A 17,866-nucleotide genomic window follows, 5' to 3' on the forward strand; every position below is an offset into this window, starting at 1 on the left:
CCGAGTGGGCGCGACCAGCCACGACCAACCCGCGGCCGACGGACGGCAGTTCCCCGAACGGCGCGCTCTCAGTTCGTCCCGATCCGCGCCAGCAAGTCAACGATCCGGCCCTGCACCTCGGCACTCGTCGACCGCTCCGCCAGGAACAGCACCGTCTCACCGGACGCCAGCCGAGGCAGGTCCGCCTGGTCGACGGCCGCCGTGTAGACGACCAACGGCGTCCGGTTGAGCTGCCCGTTCGTACGGAGCCAGTCGATGATGCCGGCCTGGCCGCGGTGCACCTGCATCAGGTCCATCACCACCAGGTTCGGCCGCAACTGCCCGGCCAGCGTCACCGCGTCCGCGTCGCTCGCCGCCCGCGCGACCTGCATCCCGCGCCGCTCCAGCGTCGCGGTCAGGGCGAGGGCGATCTCCGCGTGCTCCTCGATGAGCAGCACCCGCGGCGGATGCTGCTCGGTGTCCCGGGGCGCGAGCGCCTTCAGCAGTACGGCGGGATCGGCGCCGTACGCCGCCTCGCGCGTCGCCTGTCCCAGTCCGGCCGTGACCATCACCGGCACCTCGGCCGCCACCGCCGCCTGCCGCAGCGACTGCAGCGCGGTCCGCGTGATCGGCCCGGTCAGCGGGTCCACGAACAGCGCCGCCGGGAACGCGGCGATCTGCGCGTCGACCTCCTCACGGGAGTGCACGATCACCGGCCGGTAGCCGCGGTCGCTCAGCGCCTGCTGGGTGGTGACGTCCGGCGCGGGCCACACCAGCAGCCGGCGCGGGTTGTCCAGCGGCTCCGGGGGCAGCTCGTCGTCCAGCGGCTGCGGGCGCGGCGGATCCGCGACCTCGACCGCCCCGCCCGGACCGTCCAGCGGCTCCGGGCCCTCGGCGGCGTTCACGTCCGGGGCGCCTATCGCGTACGACCGTCCGGCGCCCTCGGTGGTACCCGCGAGCCGGGACTGCCCGGCCAGCGACGGCTGGGGCAGCGGCTGGGCCGCCGGCTGCTCGGCCGACGGATGCGGCCGGGCGGCCTGCTCGGGCTGCTGCTGCTCGTTGCGCGTGCCCAGCTTGCGGCGCCGTCCGTTGCCGCCCGGCTGGTGCGGGGGCGGGGTCGCCGTCGGCTGCTGCACCTGTGCGGCCTGCCGTGAGAACGGCACCCCCTGCCCCAGCGTCCGCACGCTGAACGCCCGGCCCTGCGTGGAGTCCGGGTCGGGCGGCGCGGGCGTCGCCGCCGCCTCGGCGGGCAACGGCTGCGCGGCACGGGCGGGTTGACCGGTGGCCGCGGGCGCCTCGTCGGCGCCGCCCGGCCACTGCTGCGGCACGGGGGCCACGGGCGCGGCCTCCGCCGGCAGCGGCTGGGCGCCGGCCGGGGCGGGCTGCGCGGGCACCGGCTGACCCGGGGGCACCGGAGCGGGGCTCTGCGGCTGTGGCTGCTGTGCCTGCGCCGGAACGGCGGCCGCGCCCGGCAGCGCCTGCGGAACCGGCCGGCCGGGCTGACCGGCCGGCACGGGCTGCTGACCGGCGGCCGCCGGGGCGCCGGGGATGCCGGCCGGCGCGGCGACCTGGGCCGCGGGCCCGACCTGGGCCGGGATGCCCTGCCCGGGCTGCCCGGGCGGAAGCTGCCCCGGCGGGACCGGCTGGCCGGGTGCGCTCGCCTGCGCGGGCACCGTCGGCACCACGGCCGGCGCACCCTCCTCGGGCTGGCCCACGGCCCGTCGACGGCGGCCCGTCGGCGCGTTGGTGGGGTGCGGCTGCGGCGGGGTGTGGTCCTCGGCCTGGTCGTGCGCCACGGCGTCGTGCCGCCCGTCCTCGCCCGCCACCGCGGCCGGCTCGGGGGCGCGGTCGGCCTCGGCGGGCGGCAGCGCGAAGACCGGGCGGGGCCCCGCCTGCTGCTGCTCGGCCTGCTCCGCCCGCTCGGCCGCCGCGGCCAGCGCCCGGCGCCGGCGCCCGCTCGGCTGTGCCTCGTCGTCCTGCGCGGCAGCGGCAGCGGCAGCGGCAGCGGGTGCGGGTGCGACCGCGGGCAGCGCCGGCGGCAGCGCCTGCCGCTCGTCGGGCTCACGCCGGGCGCGTCGCCCCGCCGCCGGCGCGGGCACGCCCTGCGGCGGAACGGTGCCACCGAGCCCCGTCCCCGCGGCGGCCGTACCGGCGCCCTGCTCGGCCGCCGTCACCACGGCACCCTCGGAGACCCCGGCGATCCCGGCGGCCCCCGCGTCATCGCCTGCGCCCGCGTCGGCCGGGCGCCCGCGCCGCCGCCCGGTACCGCCGGACGCCGGCTCCGCGCTCTCGATGCTCGCGGCGCTCTCGATCGCGGCGGGCCCGCTCTCCAGGGCCGCCGCCTCGGCGGCACGCCGGCGCCGCCGCCCGGTGGGCGGCACGGCCGGGGCCTCGCCGTCGGCGGCCTCGCCGCCGGGCCCGTCGCTCTCCAGGAAGGCGTCCACGGAGGACCGCCGGGCCCGCCGCCGGCCACCGGCACCGTTGTCGTCGGCGGCCGGGATCATGGCCACCGCCGTACCGGGCGGCGGGGGCACGGCCCCGGCGCCGCCTCCGATCGGCACCTCCAGGACGAACGCGCTGCCGCTCATGCCGGGCACCTCGTGCGTCTGCAGCACACCGCCGTGCGCGCGCACGATCCCGCGCACGATCGGCTCGTGCACCGGGTCGCCCCCGGGGTACGGCCCGCGCACCTCGATACGGACGACCTCACCGCGCTGCGCCGCCGCGACCACCACGGTGTTGTCCATGTAGCCGCCGGCGGAGACGGGCGCGTTGCCGGTCGCGTCGACACCCGCGACGTCCGCGACGAGATGGGCGAGGGCGACGGCGAGCCGCTGCGGGTCCACCTCGGCCTCGATGGGCGGCGCGTGCACCGCGAACTGCACCCGGCCGGGCCCGATCAGCTCCACCGCCCCGTCCACACCGGCGGCGACGACGGCGTCCAGCATCACTTTCGTGCGGTTGATGTTCTCGGTCCCGGCGTCCAGTGCCTGGTAGCCGAGCACGTTGTCGATGAGCTGGGTGATGCGCGAGTAACCGGCCGAGAGGTGGTGGAGCACCTGGTTGGCCTCGGGCCACAGCTGCCCGGCGTCGTCGGCGGCGAGCGCGGCCAGTTCCCGGCGCAGCTCGTCGAGCGGGCCGCGCAGCGACTGCGCGAGCAGGGTCAGCAGCTGCTCGTGGCGACCGTGGAGGGCCTCGTACCGGTCCTTCTCGCGCTCGCCGAGGGCCGCGTACCGCTCCTCGCCGGACGCCAGCTCCTCGGCGTGCCGCTCGCGCAGCTCCTCGACCTCGGTGACGTGCTTCTGGCGCAGTGCGGTCAGGTCGGAGGCGTGCTCCTCGGAGAGCCGCTCCAGCTCTTCGGCGTGCGTCTTCTCCTGGGTGTCCTTCTCCTCGGACAGGGCGTCGTACGGCCGCCGGTCGGTGAAGGTCATCACGGCGCCGACGAGCTGGTCGCCGTCGCGAACCGGCGCGGTCGTCAGATCGACCGGCACCTTCTTGTCGCCCTTGGCCCACAGCACCTGGCCGCGCACCCGGTGCTTGCGTCCGGAGCGCAGGGTGTCGGCGAGCGGGGACTCGGCGTACGGGAAGGGCGAGCCGTCCGCGCGTGCGTGCAGCACCAGGTTGTGCAGCTCCTTGCCGCCCAGCTCACCGGCCCGGTATCCCAGTATCTGAGCGGCGGCCGGATTGACGAGCACGATCCGCCCGTCGGTGTCCGTGCCCACGACGCCCTCGCTCGCGGCCCGCAGGATCATCTCGGTCTGCCGCTGCGAGCGGGCCAGCTCGGCCTCGGTGTCCACGGTGCCGGTCAGGTCGCGCACGACGAGCATCAGCAGCTCGTCGGCGCCGTAGCCGTAACCGTCGTACGCCTGCTGCCCGTTCTCCAGGTTGGCGCTGGTGACCTCGACCGGGAACTCCGAGCCGTCGGTCCGCCGCGCCACCATCCGGGTCGGCTTGGTCCGCCCGCGCGGATCCATGTGATCGGGCCGCCGCATGGACCCCGGGATGAGCCGGGAGTCGAACTGCGGCAGCAGATCCAGCAGCCCTCGCCCGACCAGCGCGGTACCCGGTGCCTCGAACGCCTCCAGAGCGATCGTGTTCGCGTTGACGACGGTCCCGTTGGCGTTGACCAGCACCAACGCGTCCGGCAGCGCATCGAGTATGGCTGCGAGGCGAGCAGCGCCTCGGGATGGCCTGCTGCTCACGAGACGCTTCCTCCCTGTTACCGCACCTTGCCGACCGCTCGGGCCATCTTGCCAACCGGCCCGCGGCGTGTCACGCGAGGGAGTCTAAAGGCACCGGTTGCGCTCACGGCGCCGGATGAGAGGGAGGTCGCACGACGAAGTGACGGCGAACATGTGCCCGACATGCCTCACCTCCGCCGTACCTCCCCGGGACTTTTACGCGAGCGGGGCCTCCGCCGTTGAAACGGCTGTGCCGTCCTGACGGCCCGAACCGCCTGACCGGCGGGCAGGCGCTGTACCGGATTGCGGGGGCCCGACGAGCCCGGCGCTCATGGACCCAGGTCGGGCAGCAGGGGCACCATCCGGTTCCAGCGGCCGATCTCGCAGCCGTTGCTGCGGTCGTAGGCGGCGTCGACCGGGCGGCCGGCCCAGGTACCGGTGACATGGGCGGTGGCCGGGCCGCCGTAGAGCATGGTGCAGGCGGCGCCGGGGGCGACCGGCGCGAAGGTGTCGCGTCCCCAGCGGGTGTTCCGGTCGAGTGCCTCGCAGGCCCCGCCCACGTCCGGGTGACTGCCGGCGCCGGGATGACAGGACAGCTCGTACGTCCCGTCCCGCCCGTCCCCGGCGTGCAGGACGGTGACGGTGAGGTGGTCGCCCTGGCCGGCGGCGGCGGAGGCGGGCAGGGCGGGGAGGGATCCGAGAACGGCGGCGACGGCTCCGAGGGCGCCCCGCACGGCGAAGTGAGACATGCCCTGCCCAACGCGCCGGCGGCCCGGACGTTGCGCCACGCTCCGGACGGCCGCCGGAAGGGCTTTGCCCTGCGGCCCGGCTGCCTAGTACCGTGGGAGCCGATTGGTGACAGCACGCTCGACTGTGTCATCATCTGCACGCACCACTCGCGCTCGCGCGGGCGGCTGTGCGGGAGGCGTCGCCTAGTCCGGTCTATGGCGCCGCACTGCTAATGCGGTTTGGGCCTTAAAGCCCATCGAGGGTTCAAATCCCTCCGCCTCCGCACCTGACTCAGGGAGCTCGACCATTTTCGGTCTGGGCTCCCTGAGTTGTTTCGTGATCACCGCCACTTCCGTCGGCCCTCGGTGGCCCGGAGCGCCGGGCGCGCCGCCGCGACGGCCGGTCAGCCGGAGCGTGCAGGACCCCCGATATTTGACGTTTCCGCAGGTCGCAATGGGTACACCTAACGGATTTCACATGGCGGCGGCAGTCATGTAATGTTCTTCCTGTCGCCGCGAGCGGGCCGCAAGGGCCGGAAGCGAAGACGAAAAAGCAAGAGAACAAGCACTCGTAGCTTAACGGATAGAGCATCTGACTACGGATCAGAAGGTTGCAGGTTCGAATCCTGCCGAGTGCACACAGCTCAAAGGCCCCCTGGGATTATCCCAGGGGGCCTTTGACATCAACGGCTGACATCAACGCGGCTGCCCGGTTCCCGACCAGCCTCGCTCCCAAAGCGGGTGGCGGTCGCCTCGTTGTCCTGGTCTTTGTCCAGCGCACCCCCGGCCACCACCGTTCATGGACGTACGTGCACTCCGTGCGACCTGCCCCGCGAACCCCAGCGAACGCCCCCGGGCAGCCGCGCGGACGGTGTGCTTGTTCGAGGTGAACACGCCAACTGATCACAGGACCGAGTTCGGGGTCGGGCAGCGTCTGGTCGGTGGATCGCGGGCGGTATGGCGGTGTGTCTGTACGGCCGCACAGGGTGCGTGTGGCTTGATCGTCGGGCGGTCCCGGCAGGGGCCTGAACACCAAACCGACGTCCGTGGCACGTGCTGAGTGCCGCGATCTTTGTCGAGGAGCCCCCGTCGTGAGACCGACCCTGCAAAATGCCATGTTCCATCGACGTGGCGCCGGAGCCGCGGGTGAGCGGCGGCGCCCGGCCAGGCGTGCTGCCGTCCTGCTCGCCACGGTGGCGCTGCCGGCGGCACTGGTGGTGCCCACGGCCACGCCCGCCGCGGCGGCGCCGGTGACGGTCACCTTCAACGCGGGCGCCGACCAGCCCTTCACCGTCCCGTCCGGCGTCACCCAACTGACCGTCACCGCCACGGGCGCCGCGGGTCAGAACGGGCCTGGCGGCGGCGCAGGCGGCAAAGGCGCCACCGTCACCGGCACCGTCACGGTGCCACCGGGCACCACCACCCTCTATGTCAACGTCGGCACGGGCGGGGGCGCCGGCGGCGGACCGACGAGTACGGGCGGTGCCGGCGGGGGTTCCAGCGATGTCCGTACCTGCAGCTCGGCCAACCCCGGCTGCACCCTGACCGGCGTCCCCAGCACCGACCCGCGTCTCATCGTCGCGGGCGGCGGAGGCGGCGGCGGAAGCGGCTTCGCCGGATTCCTCGTCCCGGAGGCCACCGGCGGAGACGCCGGAAACACCGGGGGTACCGGCGGCAGCAGAACGAACAGCGGCCAGGGCGGCGGCGGCGGAACCCAGACAGCCGGCGGCGCGGCCGGAGCCGCATGCCCCGACGGCGGTACAGCCGGCACTCCGGGCACGGGCGGTGCGGGCGGCACCGGCGGAGGCGACTTCGGGGCCGGCGGAGGCGGGGGCGGCTGGTTCGGCGGAGGCGGCGGCGGAGGCTGCGACCTCATCTCGTCTCTCCCCATTCCCGCTGACGGTCCCGGTGGCGGCGGCGGTGCGTCGAACCGCGTCCCCACGGGTGGTACCTCCGCTCCCGCCGCGGGGCCGGCCCAGGTGACCATCACCTACGAGCCGGCGCCCCCCGCGCCCCCCACCTGCGCGACCGCCACGCCCACGATCACCGGCACCAACCGCAACGACATCCTGATCGGCACTCCCGGCAATGACGTGATCTTCGCTCTCGGTGGCGACGATGTGGTCGTCGGCCGCGGTGGCAACGACCTGATCTGCGGCGGCGACGGCAACGACGTGCTGTCCGGCGACGACGGCAACGACCGTGTCGAAGGTGGCAACGGCACCGACAACCTGAACGGCAACAACGGCAACGACGCCCTCTTCGGCGGTCCCGGCAACGACGCGCTCTTCGGCGGCCCCGGCACCAACACCAACGACGGCGGCCCCGGCTCCAACGCCTGCTTCAACCCCTCCACCGGACCCGGCTGCTTCTGACCCACCCCGCACGCCTCCGACCTGATCGACGAACATCAGAAACGGGCCCCGGCACATCCCTCGTCGCAGCGGCGACCAACGCACGAGGCCCGTTTCAACACTTTGTCCATCGGAGGGGATTGAGCCTGCTCACACGCGGGCAGCGTGGCACGCCCGTGATGGGTGGACGAGCCGAGAGATTCCAGCAGGCGAGCGGTTCGTGATGGGGCTGCACGCGCCTACGGATCAGAAGGTCGCAGGTTCGAATCCTGCCGAGTGCACAGAGAGCAAGAGGCCCCGGAGAGATCCGGGGCCTCTTTCGTCCGGAGGTTGCTGTTCCGGACCGTCAGTACAGCGCCTTGTAGCCGCCCCAGCCGCTGCCGATCTTCACACGTGCGCCGAAGCCGCCCTTGCCGTTGCCCGCCCAGCGGTACAGGTTGCCCGCGGTATCGCGGGCGACGAGGTCGTTGCGCCCGTCCTGAGTCAGGTCGCCGACACCGACCAGGACGTTGTAGGCCTTGAAGCCCGAGGCGGTCTTCACCCGACCCCCGAAGCGGCCCTTTCCGGTGCCGTACCAGCGATAGAGGTTCCCGGCCCTGTCCCGGCCGAGAAGGTCTCCGGTTCCGTCGCCGTTGAGGTCGCCCGCGCCCACCAGCGCCGTATAACCGGACATCCCGGTGCCGATGCGCACCCGGGCCTTGAACGTGCCCTTGCCGGTGCCGGCGTAGAACCACAGGACTCCGGACCGGTCACGGGCCAGCAGGTCGGAGCGGCCGTCACGGTTGAGGTCCCCGGACGACGTCAGCAGGTTGTACGTGTTCCAGCCCTTGCCGATGACGGTGGACCTGTTGGTTCCCCGGGCGAAGTACACCTGCCCGAAGCCCCAGTAGGCGCGCAGTTCGCCGGTGGAGTTGCGGACCAGCATGTCGGCGTACCCGTCGCCGTTGAGGTCACCGGCCGGCACCAGGGTGGAGGAGGTCGGCCAGTCCGCGGTGTAGCTGCGGTTGTAGAAGTACCCCTTGGGATGCCCCTCCCATGAGTCGGTCCGGCCGTCCTTGCGGACGGCCACCATGTCCGGGAACCCGTCGCAGTCGTAGACATGGGTCGGCAAGGCGCCGCACATCACGTCCAGGCCGCCGCTTCCCACCCGCACCGGCACGGTTCCACCGTTGAACCTCGCGGTCAGCTGCCAGGTGTAGAGACCGCTCGGGGCGGGAGCACCGTTCGACTCCCGGCCGTTCCACGAGGCCGAGACGCCGTTGAGACCGCGTTCGGCCCCACCGCGCACCACGGCCACCCGGCGCCCGGTCGCCTTCTGGACGATGTCCAGTTCCCAGGAGTCCACGGGGCGGCTGAGCAGCACCGAGGCCGTCCAGATCGAGTAGGTGGACGAAGTGGTCCTCGGCGCGACGCTCCCGGAGGTGTACGCCTCTCCTGTCACCGGAGCGGAGTCCGGTACCCCGTCCGCGCTCACGTGCACGCGGCGATCGGCGTCCACGTAGGCGATGTGGCCGCCGTACTTGTCGACGGTCCACGTGATCCTGCGGTCGTCCGCGAGCGTTCCGGCCGGGAGGTCGGCTATGGAGCGCTCCGCGAGCGGGCTGCCGGTGTGGAAGTCCGTCAGCTTGAGCTCGCCCGCGTCCCGGTCGTGCCGGACCACGTAGCCGTCACCGAGCATGGCGGGGCCCGACGGTACGGCGAAGCCGCGGTTGTTCGTCAGGTCGTACACCCCGGCCTGTTTGTCGGCGCCGCAGGACCAGTAGAGCCAACGCGCCGTCGCCTGCAGTTCGGTGGGCACGCAGGCGGCACCGGTCCGCACGGTGCGGACGGGCTTGGCGGGAGTGGCCGCGTCCGCGGTCAGCCGCTCCGCGGTCAGCGTGCCGGGGCTGCCGGGGGTCGCGCTCCACAGGGTGGAGTACCAGAGCGCCGCGGCCTGCACCGGGCGGCTGCGTACCACCTTTTCGTAGCCCGGGTAGACCAGGTACTGGGTTCTCGGGGACCCGCCGTCCACCACCACGTACGAGGAGGACGCGTCCCTGACCGTGCCGCCGCTGCCCGGCAACGGAATGTGCATGTGCGACGTGTAGGCGTTCACGCGGGTCTCCAGGTACGTCCGCCCTCCCGTCTCGGACAGGAAGGACAGGCCGTACCAGTTGCCCTCCACGATCCGCACACAGTCCTCACCCGTCGCGCAGCGCACGGCGGAAGAGGGCATGCCCGCGGACACCGGCTCGGCCGCTCCCGCGACGGGGACCGGCCCGGTACCGACGTCCTGCTGGTAGAGGGAGACCTTGCCGTCTGTGCTGTCCACCCGGCTGAGGTTGCCCCGGTACAGGTTCAGTCCCAGGACCTTGGCGATCACCGGGGGCAGCGGCTGGACCACCTGGTGCGCCGGCGACCCGCCGGAGCCGGCGGTGAAGCGGTGCACCGCCCAGTCGCCGGTGCCGGAGCCGCCGACGAGCAGGGCGCTCCCGTCCGCCGCCTGCGGTGGGTCGTCCGACACGAGCGCGAGGTGGTCGAGTGCGGTGCTCGGCTCCCCGCCGTCGAGCGGCCGGTACGTCAGCCGCCGGCCGAGGGTGGTGCCCGAGGTGGTGTCGGTGTCCGAGGTCAGGAGGGTGCCGCCGAGGAGGGCCACGGGAGCCGCGTCGTCGGGGAGCGGGAACTCCTGCACCCCGGAGGAGACGTCACCGCGGGGCAGCCAGCGCAGCCCGGTGAAGCCGTGCTTCCACCAGGCGACGCGGTCGGCGCTCAGCAGGATGCGCAGGCCCTGGCCGCTCATCGTCTCGGGGAGCGGGGTGATCCCGGCGGTCGCCGGGTCCAGCAGGCCGTAGCGGTACGTGCCGTCCTGCCGGAAGGAGATCACCGCGCCGTGGCCGTCCGTGGCGCCCTGCTGCAGGGAGAGGCTGTTCAGCTGAGCGCCCGCGGGCAGGCCGGTGATCTGCAGCGGTTGCGCGGGATCGGTGCCGGTGTCGAGGAGCACGGCGGCGGAGCTGGAAGTGCTGGTCGCGGACTCCAGGGCCAGCACCTTGCCCGCGACGGTCCCCCGGAACGTGTAGCCGGCCGGGAGCTGCGCCTCCCGGCGCTCACCGGTGTGCGGATCGAGCAGGGTGTACCAGGCGGTGCCCCGGGCCGGGCTCGGTGAGACGGCGAGCAGGTCTCCGTCGGCACCGACGGGGCGTACGAGCGCGTTGGCCGGCAGGGTCCCCAGGCCGGGCACCTGCGTCGAGGTGCCGCTCGTGAAGTCGGTCCAGGTGTAGCCGTCCCGGCCCTCCTGCTGGTGCAGGAAACCGGTGCTGCCCACCGCCAGCGGGGTGTCCGCACGGGGTGTGGCCCGCTCGGCGGGCGGGATCACGACCTCCTGGGACGAGTCGGCCGCGGTCGCCGCCTGAGCGGCCCAAGCGGGCGGCGCGTCCACGGCGAGCGGGACGGCCGTTCCCGCGACCGCCAGAATCGTGGCGGCCGCACCGGCCGCGAGGCCCGTGCCACCTCTGCGGCGGCGACCTCCGGGCTGTGGTTCAGTCGACGTCCGGGGCAATGCCCTCACGTCTCCCCCTCATTGATGTGATGATCTGCCGCCGCGCGGCGCCCCGCCGTGGCCGGACGCGCTGCCGCGTCACCCCCGGTGGCCGCGGTGGATCCTGTCGGCCACTTGTGCGGTAGACGCTAGCCGATCAACGAAGTCCCGGTCCGCCTGAGGGGATTACGATCCGGGGTCCTGCGTACTCTCGCCTCTCCGGATTTCTCTGACTAACATCAGAGAATGGAGCGAGCGCAGATCGATGTGGTGCGCAGGTTCAACCGTGCGGTCACGCAGCGGGTCGGTGCCCTGCACGACGAGTACCTGTCGCGGGACCGGTCACTCGGCCTGTCGCGGCTCCTGTGGGAGATCGAGCCCGACGGATCCGAGGTGCGCGTTCTCCGCTCGCGGCTGGGCCTGGACTCCGGGTACCTGAGCCGGCAGCTGCGGCGACTGGAGTCGGACGGCCTGGTCACCACGGACCCGGACCCGGACGACGGACGGGTGCGGAAGGCACGCCTCACCCGGACCGGCATCGCGGAGCGGGCGGTGCTGGACCGCGCGTCGGACGGACTCGCGGAGTCGATCCTCGATCCGCTGACCGACAGCCAGCGGGGGCGCTTGGCGGCGGCGATGACGGAGGTCGAGCGGCTGCTGCTGGCCTCACAGGTGCGGATTGAGATCACGGACCCGCGCGACCCCGACGCTCGGTACTGCCTGCGCTCCTACTTCGAGGAGCTGGGACGACGGTTCGACACCGGCTTCGACCCCGCCCACAGCCTCTCCGCCGGCGACGAGGAGATGACCCTGCCGGACGGACTGATGCTGGTGGCGCGCGCGCAGGGCACTCCGCTGGGGTGCGGGGCGCTCAAGCTTCACCCCACGACGCGGATCGCGGAGGTGAAGCGGATGTGGGCGTCCCCGGACGTCCGCGGCCTCGGCCTGGGCCGTCGCATCCTCGAGCGTCTCGCGGACGAAGCGATCATCCGTGGGATGGAGACGCTACGACTGGAGACGAACCGTACGCTCGCGGAGGCCAGGCGCCTCTACGAGACCGCGGGATTCGTGGAGGTCGAGGCATTCAGCACGGAGCGGTACGCGCACCACTGGTTCGAGCGGAACCTCGCGCGCTGACACGAGCCGTCGGCCGCACCGGAGCGCCCCCTTTCCCCGGACAGAGGTTCGTGCCCCGGCCCAGCCGGATACCGACGCCTGATTAATGCGGGAAACACCAGGTCAGTGGCATGATGCGATTGTTCACGTGTGGATCTGTGCCGACGGCCACAGCGAAACGGGCTCCGCGTGGGCTCATACTGAGCCATGACTAAGCCTGCGGCGCCGAAGCGTCATCTGCCTACCAGCCCCTTCAAGGCCCCGGTCACACCGGCTCCCAAGCACTTCGCCATGGGCGATCAGGTCACCCATGACGTGTACGGACTCGGCCGGGTCATCGGCATCGAAGAAGGAACCGCGGCGCTTGTGGACTTCGGTTCGGCGCAAATGCGGATCCTGAGCCCGTACGCCAAGATGACCAAGCTGTAGGACCGCCGTGCCCGGTCACGGCACGCCGGGTCCCGTCAGGGACCCGTAACGAAAGGCAGACCTCTCATCGACTCGACGTCGCTGTTCTCCGCCGTGGAAGGGCAACCCCGCCGCTCCACCGCCGTATCGCCGCCTCCGACGACCACGCCCTTCCAGGCCCCGGACTTCGGAGAAGACGAGATCTCCTGGTCCGAGGATGCGCAGGAGTCCGCCCCGGGCACGCCCGCGGCTGCCTAGCGGCCACTTCGACCGCCACCTCGCGAGCGGCCACGCCGGCCACCGACAGCAAAGGCCCCGGGTTCGTCCGGGGCCTTTGGCGTTGGGGCGGGGCAGCCGCGAGGTGCGGGCTTACGAGGGGCTGCCGGGGCGGACCGTGAGGTAGGTCCATCCGGTCCAGACACTGCTGGTCTGGGCGCCCTTGGCCGGTGGCGTGTAGTGGGCGCGGACGCGGTAGTGGTCGTTGCTCGTGAAGAGCTTGAGGCCCCGGACGTAGCCGTACCAGCCGTCGGAGTACAGGGGGACGCAGCTCTTCGAGGTCGCCCGGTGCCAGGACCCCGAGTAGTAGTGCTCGATGTACACCGAGGTGCAGCCGCCGGCCTGACTGGGCCTGACCTGGACGTTGAAGCCCATGTTGACTTCGGACTTGTAGAACACCTGGTAGGTGGTGGAGCCGACGCGGGTGGTCTTCCACGGGTACTGCAGCTCCGTGCGGACCGTGGGCGTGAGGGTCGTGCCGGTGGTCACCGTGCGCGGTGCGTAGCGGTAGTCACCCGCGAAGGCGGCGCTGAAGACCGTGTTGCGGGTGACCTTGTACGACGTGACGAGGTTCCCGTGCGCGTCGACCTTGCCGCTCTTGAGCTGTGCCCGAGGCTTGCCCGCGGGCTGGTCGTACAGCGTCACGGTGCGGGAGTTGTACGTGGTCCCCAGGTGGGCGGTGACCTTGACGGTCGCGCCGGAGTGGTACGACTTCGCGTCGGTCTTCACGGTCAGGGCGGGAGTGGCCCGGGAGACCTGCACCTTCGCCGACGCAGTGACCGGGAGGTAGGACGTGCCGCCGTCGTAGGTGAAGGCGTAGGTGTTCGTGGCACCGGCCTGTGGGGTGTCGTGGAAGGCGAAGGTGCCGTCGGCGGCGACGGAGACGGTGCCCGCCGAGTAGCCGGAGGGGTGCGCGAGGTCGGTCTTGACGACGTGCACCGCGCCGGTCCTCACATGCGCGTGCGGCCAGGTGAGGTGACCGGTGACGGTCAGCGGCGCGGCCCGGCCGGAGGAGGAGGGGGCGGTCAGCGCCATGGCGGGCGCGTACTTGGCGACCGGGACGGTGAAGGTCTGGGCGGCCGGGCCGTAGTGGCCGCTTCCCGAGTAGTCGACGTGGAAGCTCAACGGGCCGGTGAGGGGAGCGGTGCCGGCGACGTAGTAGGAGCCGAAGAAGTCGGCGACGCTCGCCGGGGTGGTCGTCGGGTCTGGGACGAGCACGCCGTCCGGGTCGGCATCGTCGTAGCGGGTGATCCGTATGGTGCCCGGCATCAGGGTCTGGCCGTCGCTCAGCGAGAGGTACGAATCGAAGTACGTCTGGAACGAGTAGGCCTCGCCGGGGGCGAGCGGGGTGGTGGTCGGTCTGCCGCCGAGCCTGACCCACGCTGTCTCCGGGTTACGGGCTGTCCGCAGCGTCGGTGTTCCACCGGAGGCGTCCACGGCCACGCCGTATAGCCGGCTGCCGTCCGGGGCCCAGGCCAGGCCGTGCGGGGCCAGGTGCAGCGGAGCGTTGATCTCGTAGAGGTTGTAGCTGCCCGTGCCGGTTTCCGGGAAGGCCTCAAACCCGTAGTTGCAGCCGCAGCCGGCCACGGTGCCGTCCGGGGCCACGGCGACGGACTTGCCTGCCAGTGCCTCGGGGAAGCGCCCGTCCACCGCCAGGTCCGAGGTGCGGTACCGGTTGGCGGTCGCGCCCAGCCAGGACGGCACCGCCACGTGCAGCCCGTCCGCCGTGAGCGCGAGGTCGCTCAGGTCGGGGATCGGCAGTTCCTTCGCGGCCTGCCGGGTCAGGGTCCCGCCCTCGGCCTGGTAGGTCACGACGGCTGAGGTGGCGCCCGTCTGCACGGCGGCCGCGAGTACGCCGGAGGGCGTGGGTGTCGTGGCCAGCATCGGCGGCGCCGTCCAACTGCCGGAATCCTGCTGGAGGGTGACCGTACCGGCTCCGTCGACGGAGCCGATGCCGCCGGCGCCCGCCGTGCCGTATCCGAACCAGAGGGTGCCCCCGGCGACGGCCAGCGAGTCGGGACGGGTGCCCGCGCCCGTGGCGTAACGGGCCGACTCGGTCAGCGCCTCCGTGCTGATCACCGATATCGCGTCCTGGCCCGGGAGAGCCGCGTACAGCGCGGACCCGTCCGCGGAGACGGCGAGGCCGGTGGCGCCCGGCTCGTCGCCGATCAGCGTCGGGTTCCCGCCGTCGAGGTCGGTGACGAGAATGCCGTCGGTGCCGGCGCCGCCGCTGATGAACAGGTGCCCGTGCGGAGCGTCCACCACCAGGTGCGCGAAGTGCGCGATGGGCAGCGGTATGTCCGACGACGCCGCGTACGAGCCGGCCGCGCCGGGACCCATGACGGTCGTCAGTCCCAGGAGCAGTGCCGCGGCGGTTGGCACCGAGAGTCGTGCCGACTTCATGAAAGGCCCCCCACATAACCCTCACGATCGATCAAGGGGCGCAACCTAACACAGGGATTTGACAGCGGGCGGGGCGGGTCGGACGGCCCGCGAGGGACCGGTGGGCGCGGCTCAGGCCGTGGTGAGGACGCGGGTGCGCTCGCGGCCGCGGAGGGCCTGGCCGCGTACGACGATGACGCCCAGGCGGATGACGACCTCGCTGACGGCCATGAGGACCAGGGCGGCGACCCACGCCTGTCCGCCGGTGATGTCGTGGGTGGCGGAGAAGTGGGCTGTGCGGGTCTCGCCGGAGGGGTGGGAGGTCCAGATCGCGAAGCCGAGGCGGAAGCCCATGCTGAGTACCCACAGGGCCGCCGCGCCCAGGGTCGCCTTGACCCGGACGTGCCCGTCCGCGAAGCGGACCCGGGTGAGCAGGCCGCCGGCCACGCCGCAGGCGATGCCGATCCCGGCGAACGCCGCTATGAGGGAGAGGTCGTTGCCCGCGGTCGGGATGTCGTGCAGGTAGCTGGTCGCCACCCAGGTGATCAGTCCCAGCGGCAGCAGCAGCCTGAAGGCCGTCAGCCTCTCCTCCCGCAGCTGCCTGATGACCACGAGGATGAGCGCCACATCGATGATCCAGTCGGAAATCGTCATGCCCCGACTATCCGGTTCCGGACCCGTCCGGCACTTGGACCCATGGGTGGAAGCAGGGTGGAAAACGGGTGGATGCGGCCGCTCTACCCGGGGGAGGACTCAGCACGGCCCCAGGGAGCCGCCGGACGCCTCGGACTCGTTGTGGTTCAGCCGTTCCAGGTATTCGTGGGCCAGATTCGTCGCGCGGGTGAACCAGTCGGTGAGGGTGGCCAGTTCGTCGGGGGCGTAGTCGGCGAACAGGTCCGTGAGGCGTCTGTAGTGGCCGGCGTACACCGCTTCGACGCGGCTGACGGCGTCCGGGACCGCGGCCACCCGGACCCGGCGGCGGTCGTCGGGGTCGGGGCGCCGGGTCACGTAGCCCGCCCGTTCCAGGCGGTTGAGGATGCCTGTCACCGCGCCCGTCGTCACGTGGGCACGGGCGGCCAGGTCGCCCGCCGTCAGCAGGTCCTCGCCCGCCTCCAGGACGAAGCCGAAGCAGGTGAGGTCCGTGACGTTGACCCCGAGCCGCCGGGCCAGCTCCTGCTGGCCGATCACATGGGCCGCGATGAGGTGGTCCATCGCGGACAGGGCGCGGGCCGGGTCCGCGGGCGGTCGCGGCTTGCCGTGCATGGTCGTCCCCGATTCCTTGGAGATTCGCCGATTCCCTTAGCGCGTGAGAGATGTAGGGGTTAAATTCCTTAGACAGTGAGGGATTCTAGTCGTCCTCGCGTCGGACGTCGTGTTCCTGCTGCCATTGAAGTTTCCGCTGCCGATGAAGGGGAGGCGGGTACGTGAGTCTGCACGATGAAGGTCACACGGTCGCCGGGTGGACGGGTACCGCGATCGCGACCGTGGGAAGCGGTCTGCTGGGGTGGGGGGTGTGTGCCGTCTCGGTCCCCGCCCTGGTCGGAGGGGGTGCGGTGGGTGCCGTGAGCATCCTGGTCACCTGGTATCTGCACCTCGCCGGCTGGGGCAAGCCGCCCGGCCCCCGGCCCCGGGCGCAGTGGGCCCTGGGAACACGGGACACCGGCGCACGCGACGGCCACCCCGGATGCGTGGGGTGCCGGCTCGCGGGCCGGGGACGACGTACCGGGTCCGTGCTGGAGCCGGTGACCGCCACCGGGGAGGCCGGGCCGGCCACCGCCCGGACCGGCGGCTGACCAGGAGCCGGCACCCGAAGCCAAGTACCCGGCTCCGCCCCGTTGTCAGTGCCGCCCTCTACGCTCGCGAGTGATGGCACAGGTGTGGAAATGCTCGGGGCTGCGATGGTCGGACGACGGGCCCGTGCTGGCGTGGAGCGGCGGGCGGCGCAGTGTGCTCGGGCCGGGCAGGCGTGTCGCCTTCCAGGTGGCCGGTGCGGGCGGGCGGGAGTGCGTGGGGGCGCGTGGGCACCCCTGCGCGGTACGCGCCTCCGTCTCCGGGCGGAGTACCGGCGCCCGCTGCGAGGAGTGCGGCCGGCTGGACCGGGCGCACTCCGTGGCCGCCGACGGCATCGCCGACGATCCTCGGCCGTACCACGTGTATCTGGCGTGGTTCGGGCCCGGGATGGTCAAGGTCGGGATCACCGGCGTCGAGCGCGGGTCGGCGCGGCTGCTGGAGCAGGGGGCGGTGTGCTTCAGCTGGCTGGGCGCCGGGCCGCTGATGGCCGCGCGGCGGGCCGAGGAGCTGTTGCGGGCCGCGCTCAGGGTGCCCGACCGGATTCCCTACGGCGACAAGCGCGTCGTACGGGCCGCCCTGCCGGGCAGTTCCACCGAGCGGGCCGCCGAGGTCGTCGCGCTGCACGCCCGGGCCCTGGCGCTCGGGGCGTGGCCCGAGGCGCTCGTGCCCGAGCCCTGCCAAGTCGTCGACCACATGCGGGTGTTCAACCTTGACGGGGCGCCCGCCGCCGTCGGCGAGGTGGTCGAGCTGGTTCCGGGCGGTGCGGTGAGCGGCGAGCTCGTCGCGGCCGCCGGGCCGGATCTGCATCTCGCCACCCGGCGCGGGGTCGTCGTCCTCGACACGCGCTTGCTGCCCGGGTGGGAACTGACCGCCGTCGGCGCGGGGGGCGAGGGCGAACTCGGGGTACCCGTACGGGAGTTCACCGCACCCCAGGAGGGGCTGTTCTGAACCGCGCCGAACACCCGGGGCGGACCCCGGCGACGGCCGGCCGAGGTCCGCCCGAATCCACCCGAGAGGCGTCCCGCCGCCCGCCCCGGTACGCTCTCATCAGCGGTTCATCGGGCTCTCATCAGCGGGCCGGGCCACACACCGGACGTACATGATCCGCACAGCCCGCAGGCGGGGCGCGGTCACGAG

Annotated in this window: 11 protein-coding genes and 2 tRNA genes; 7 read left to right on the forward strand and 6 right to left on the reverse strand. The window is 72.7% G+C overall.

What is annotated here, in order from left to right; genetic code table 11:
• Positions 1–68: 68 nt before the first annotated feature.
• Together ACWDGI_RS19530 and ACWDGI_RS19535 are read right to left on the reverse strand one after the other, a co-directional pair.
• Positions 69–4,181, reverse strand: coding sequence for a PAS domain-containing protein (locus ACWDGI_RS19530; RefSeq protein ID WP_450760579.1), 4,113 nt, complete (start codon positions 4,179–4,181; stop codon positions 69–71).
• Between the two features lie 308 nt (positions 4,182–4,489).
• Positions 4,490–4,909, reverse strand: a complete 420-nt coding sequence (locus tag ACWDGI_RS19535; RefSeq protein WP_450760581.1) for an SSI family serine proteinase inhibitor — start codon at positions 4,907–4,909, stop codon at positions 4,490–4,492.
• Between the two features lie 172 nt (positions 4,910–5,081).
• On the opposite strand from ACWDGI_RS19535, the gene ACWDGI_RS19540 reads away from it, so the two are divergent.
• The 3 genes from ACWDGI_RS19540 (at position 5,082) to ACWDGI_RS19550 (ending at position 7,263) form a co-directional block, all read left to right on the forward strand.
• Positions 5,082–5,172: transfer RNA gene (locus tag ACWDGI_RS19540), tRNA-Ser, on the forward strand.
• Between the two features lie 281 nt (positions 5,173–5,453).
• Positions 5,454–5,526 (forward strand) — tRNA-Arg (locus ACWDGI_RS19545).
• A 477-nt stretch (positions 5,527–6,003) separates the two neighbouring features.
• Complete coding sequence (locus ACWDGI_RS19550; RefSeq protein ID WP_450760583.1) at positions 6,004–7,263, forward strand: calcium-binding protein; 1,260 nt, start codon at positions 6,004–6,006, stop codon at positions 7,261–7,263.
• Between the two features lie 325 nt (positions 7,264–7,588).
• Here ACWDGI_RS19550 and ACWDGI_RS19555 read toward each other — a convergent pair whose 3' ends face one another.
• Positions 7,589–10,786 (reverse strand): FG-GAP repeat domain-containing protein, encoded by a 3,198-nt coding sequence (locus ACWDGI_RS19555; protein ID WP_450760584.1) that lies wholly within the window; start codon positions 10,784–10,786, stop codon positions 7,589–7,591.
• Positions 10,787–11,002: 216 nt separating this feature from the next.
• On the opposite strand from ACWDGI_RS19555, the gene ACWDGI_RS19560 reads away from it, so the two are divergent.
• The gene (locus tag ACWDGI_RS19560) at positions 11,003–11,893 is read left to right on the forward strand and encodes a bifunctional helix-turn-helix transcriptional regulator/GNAT family N-acetyltransferase (protein WP_450760586.1); all 891 of its coding nucleotides are present in this window, start codon (positions 11,003–11,005) and stop codon (positions 11,891–11,893) included.
• A 186-nt stretch (positions 11,894–12,079) separates the two neighbouring features.
• Positions 12,080–12,301: a hypothetical protein gene (locus ACWDGI_RS19565; protein ID WP_360481039.1), complete on the forward strand. Its 222-nt coding sequence runs from the start codon at positions 12,080–12,082 to the stop codon at positions 12,299–12,301.
• A 348-nt stretch (positions 12,302–12,649) separates the two neighbouring features.
• Here the strand turns inward: ACWDGI_RS19565 and ACWDGI_RS19570 are convergent, their stop codons facing one another.
• The 3 genes from ACWDGI_RS19570 to ACWDGI_RS19580 form a co-directional block, all read right to left on the reverse strand.
• Positions 12,650–14,959 carry a hypothetical protein gene (locus ACWDGI_RS19570; protein ID WP_450760588.1) on the reverse strand — a complete coding sequence of 770 codons (2,310 nt, stop codon included), beginning with the start codon at positions 14,957–14,959 and terminating at the stop codon, positions 12,650–12,652.
• Between the two features lie 111 nt (positions 14,960–15,070).
• Positions 15,071–15,592 (reverse strand): hypothetical protein, encoded by a 522-nt coding sequence (locus ACWDGI_RS19575; protein WP_450760589.1) that lies wholly within the window; start codon positions 15,590–15,592, stop codon positions 15,071–15,073.
• Positions 15,593–15,691: 99 nt separating this feature from the next.
• On the reverse strand, positions 15,692–16,201 hold the full coding sequence (locus ACWDGI_RS19580) for a MarR family winged helix-turn-helix transcriptional regulator (protein ID WP_450760591.1): 510 nt from the start codon (positions 16,199–16,201) through the stop codon (positions 15,692–15,694).
• A 161-nt stretch (positions 16,202–16,362) separates the two neighbouring features.
• Between ACWDGI_RS19580 and ACWDGI_RS19585 the strand changes: the two genes are divergently transcribed.
• On the forward strand, positions 16,363–16,731 hold the full coding sequence (locus tag ACWDGI_RS19585; protein ID WP_450760593.1) for an HGxxPAAW family protein: 369 nt from the start codon (positions 16,363–16,365) through the stop codon (positions 16,729–16,731).
• A 73-nt stretch (positions 16,732–16,804) separates the two neighbouring features.
• Entirely contained in the window at positions 16,805–17,677 is an 873-nt protein-coding gene (locus ACWDGI_RS19590; protein ID WP_450760595.1) for a DUF2797 domain-containing protein, read from the forward strand.
• The last annotated feature ends 189 nt before the right edge of the window (positions 17,678–17,866 follow it).

It is taken from the genome of Streptomyces sp. NPDC001220 (genome assembly GCF_053597895.1).

Coding starts and splice junctions, on each gene's coding strand:
- ACWDGI_RS19535 (WP_450760581.1), bottom strand. CDS start 4,909: ATGTCTCACTTCGCCGTGCGGGGCGCCCTCGGAGCCGTCGCCGCCGTT.
- ACWDGI_RS19550 (WP_450760583.1), top strand. CDS start 6,004: ATGTTCCATCGACGTGGCGCCGGAGCCGCGGGTGAGCGGCGGCGCCCG.
- ACWDGI_RS19560 (WP_450760586.1), top strand. CDS start 11,003: ATGGAGCGAGCGCAGATCGATGTGGTGCGCAGGTTCAACCGTGCGGTC.
- ACWDGI_RS19565 (WP_360481039.1), top strand. CDS start 12,080: ATGACTAAGCCTGCGGCGCCGAAGCGTCATCTGCCTACCAGCCCCTTC.
- ACWDGI_RS19570 (WP_450760588.1), bottom strand. CDS start 14,959: ATGAAGTCGGCACGACTCTCGGTGCCAACCGCCGCGGCACTGCTCCTG.
- ACWDGI_RS19575 (WP_450760589.1), bottom strand. CDS start 15,592: ATGACGATTTCCGACTGGATCATCGATGTGGCGCTCATCCTCGTGGTC.
- ACWDGI_RS19580 (WP_450760591.1), bottom strand. CDS start 16,201: ATGCACGGCAAGCCGCGACCGCCCGCGGACCCGGCCCGCGCCCTGTCC.
- ACWDGI_RS19590 (WP_450760595.1), top strand. CDS start 16,805: ATGGCACAGGTGTGGAAATGCTCGGGGCTGCGATGGTCGGACGACGGG.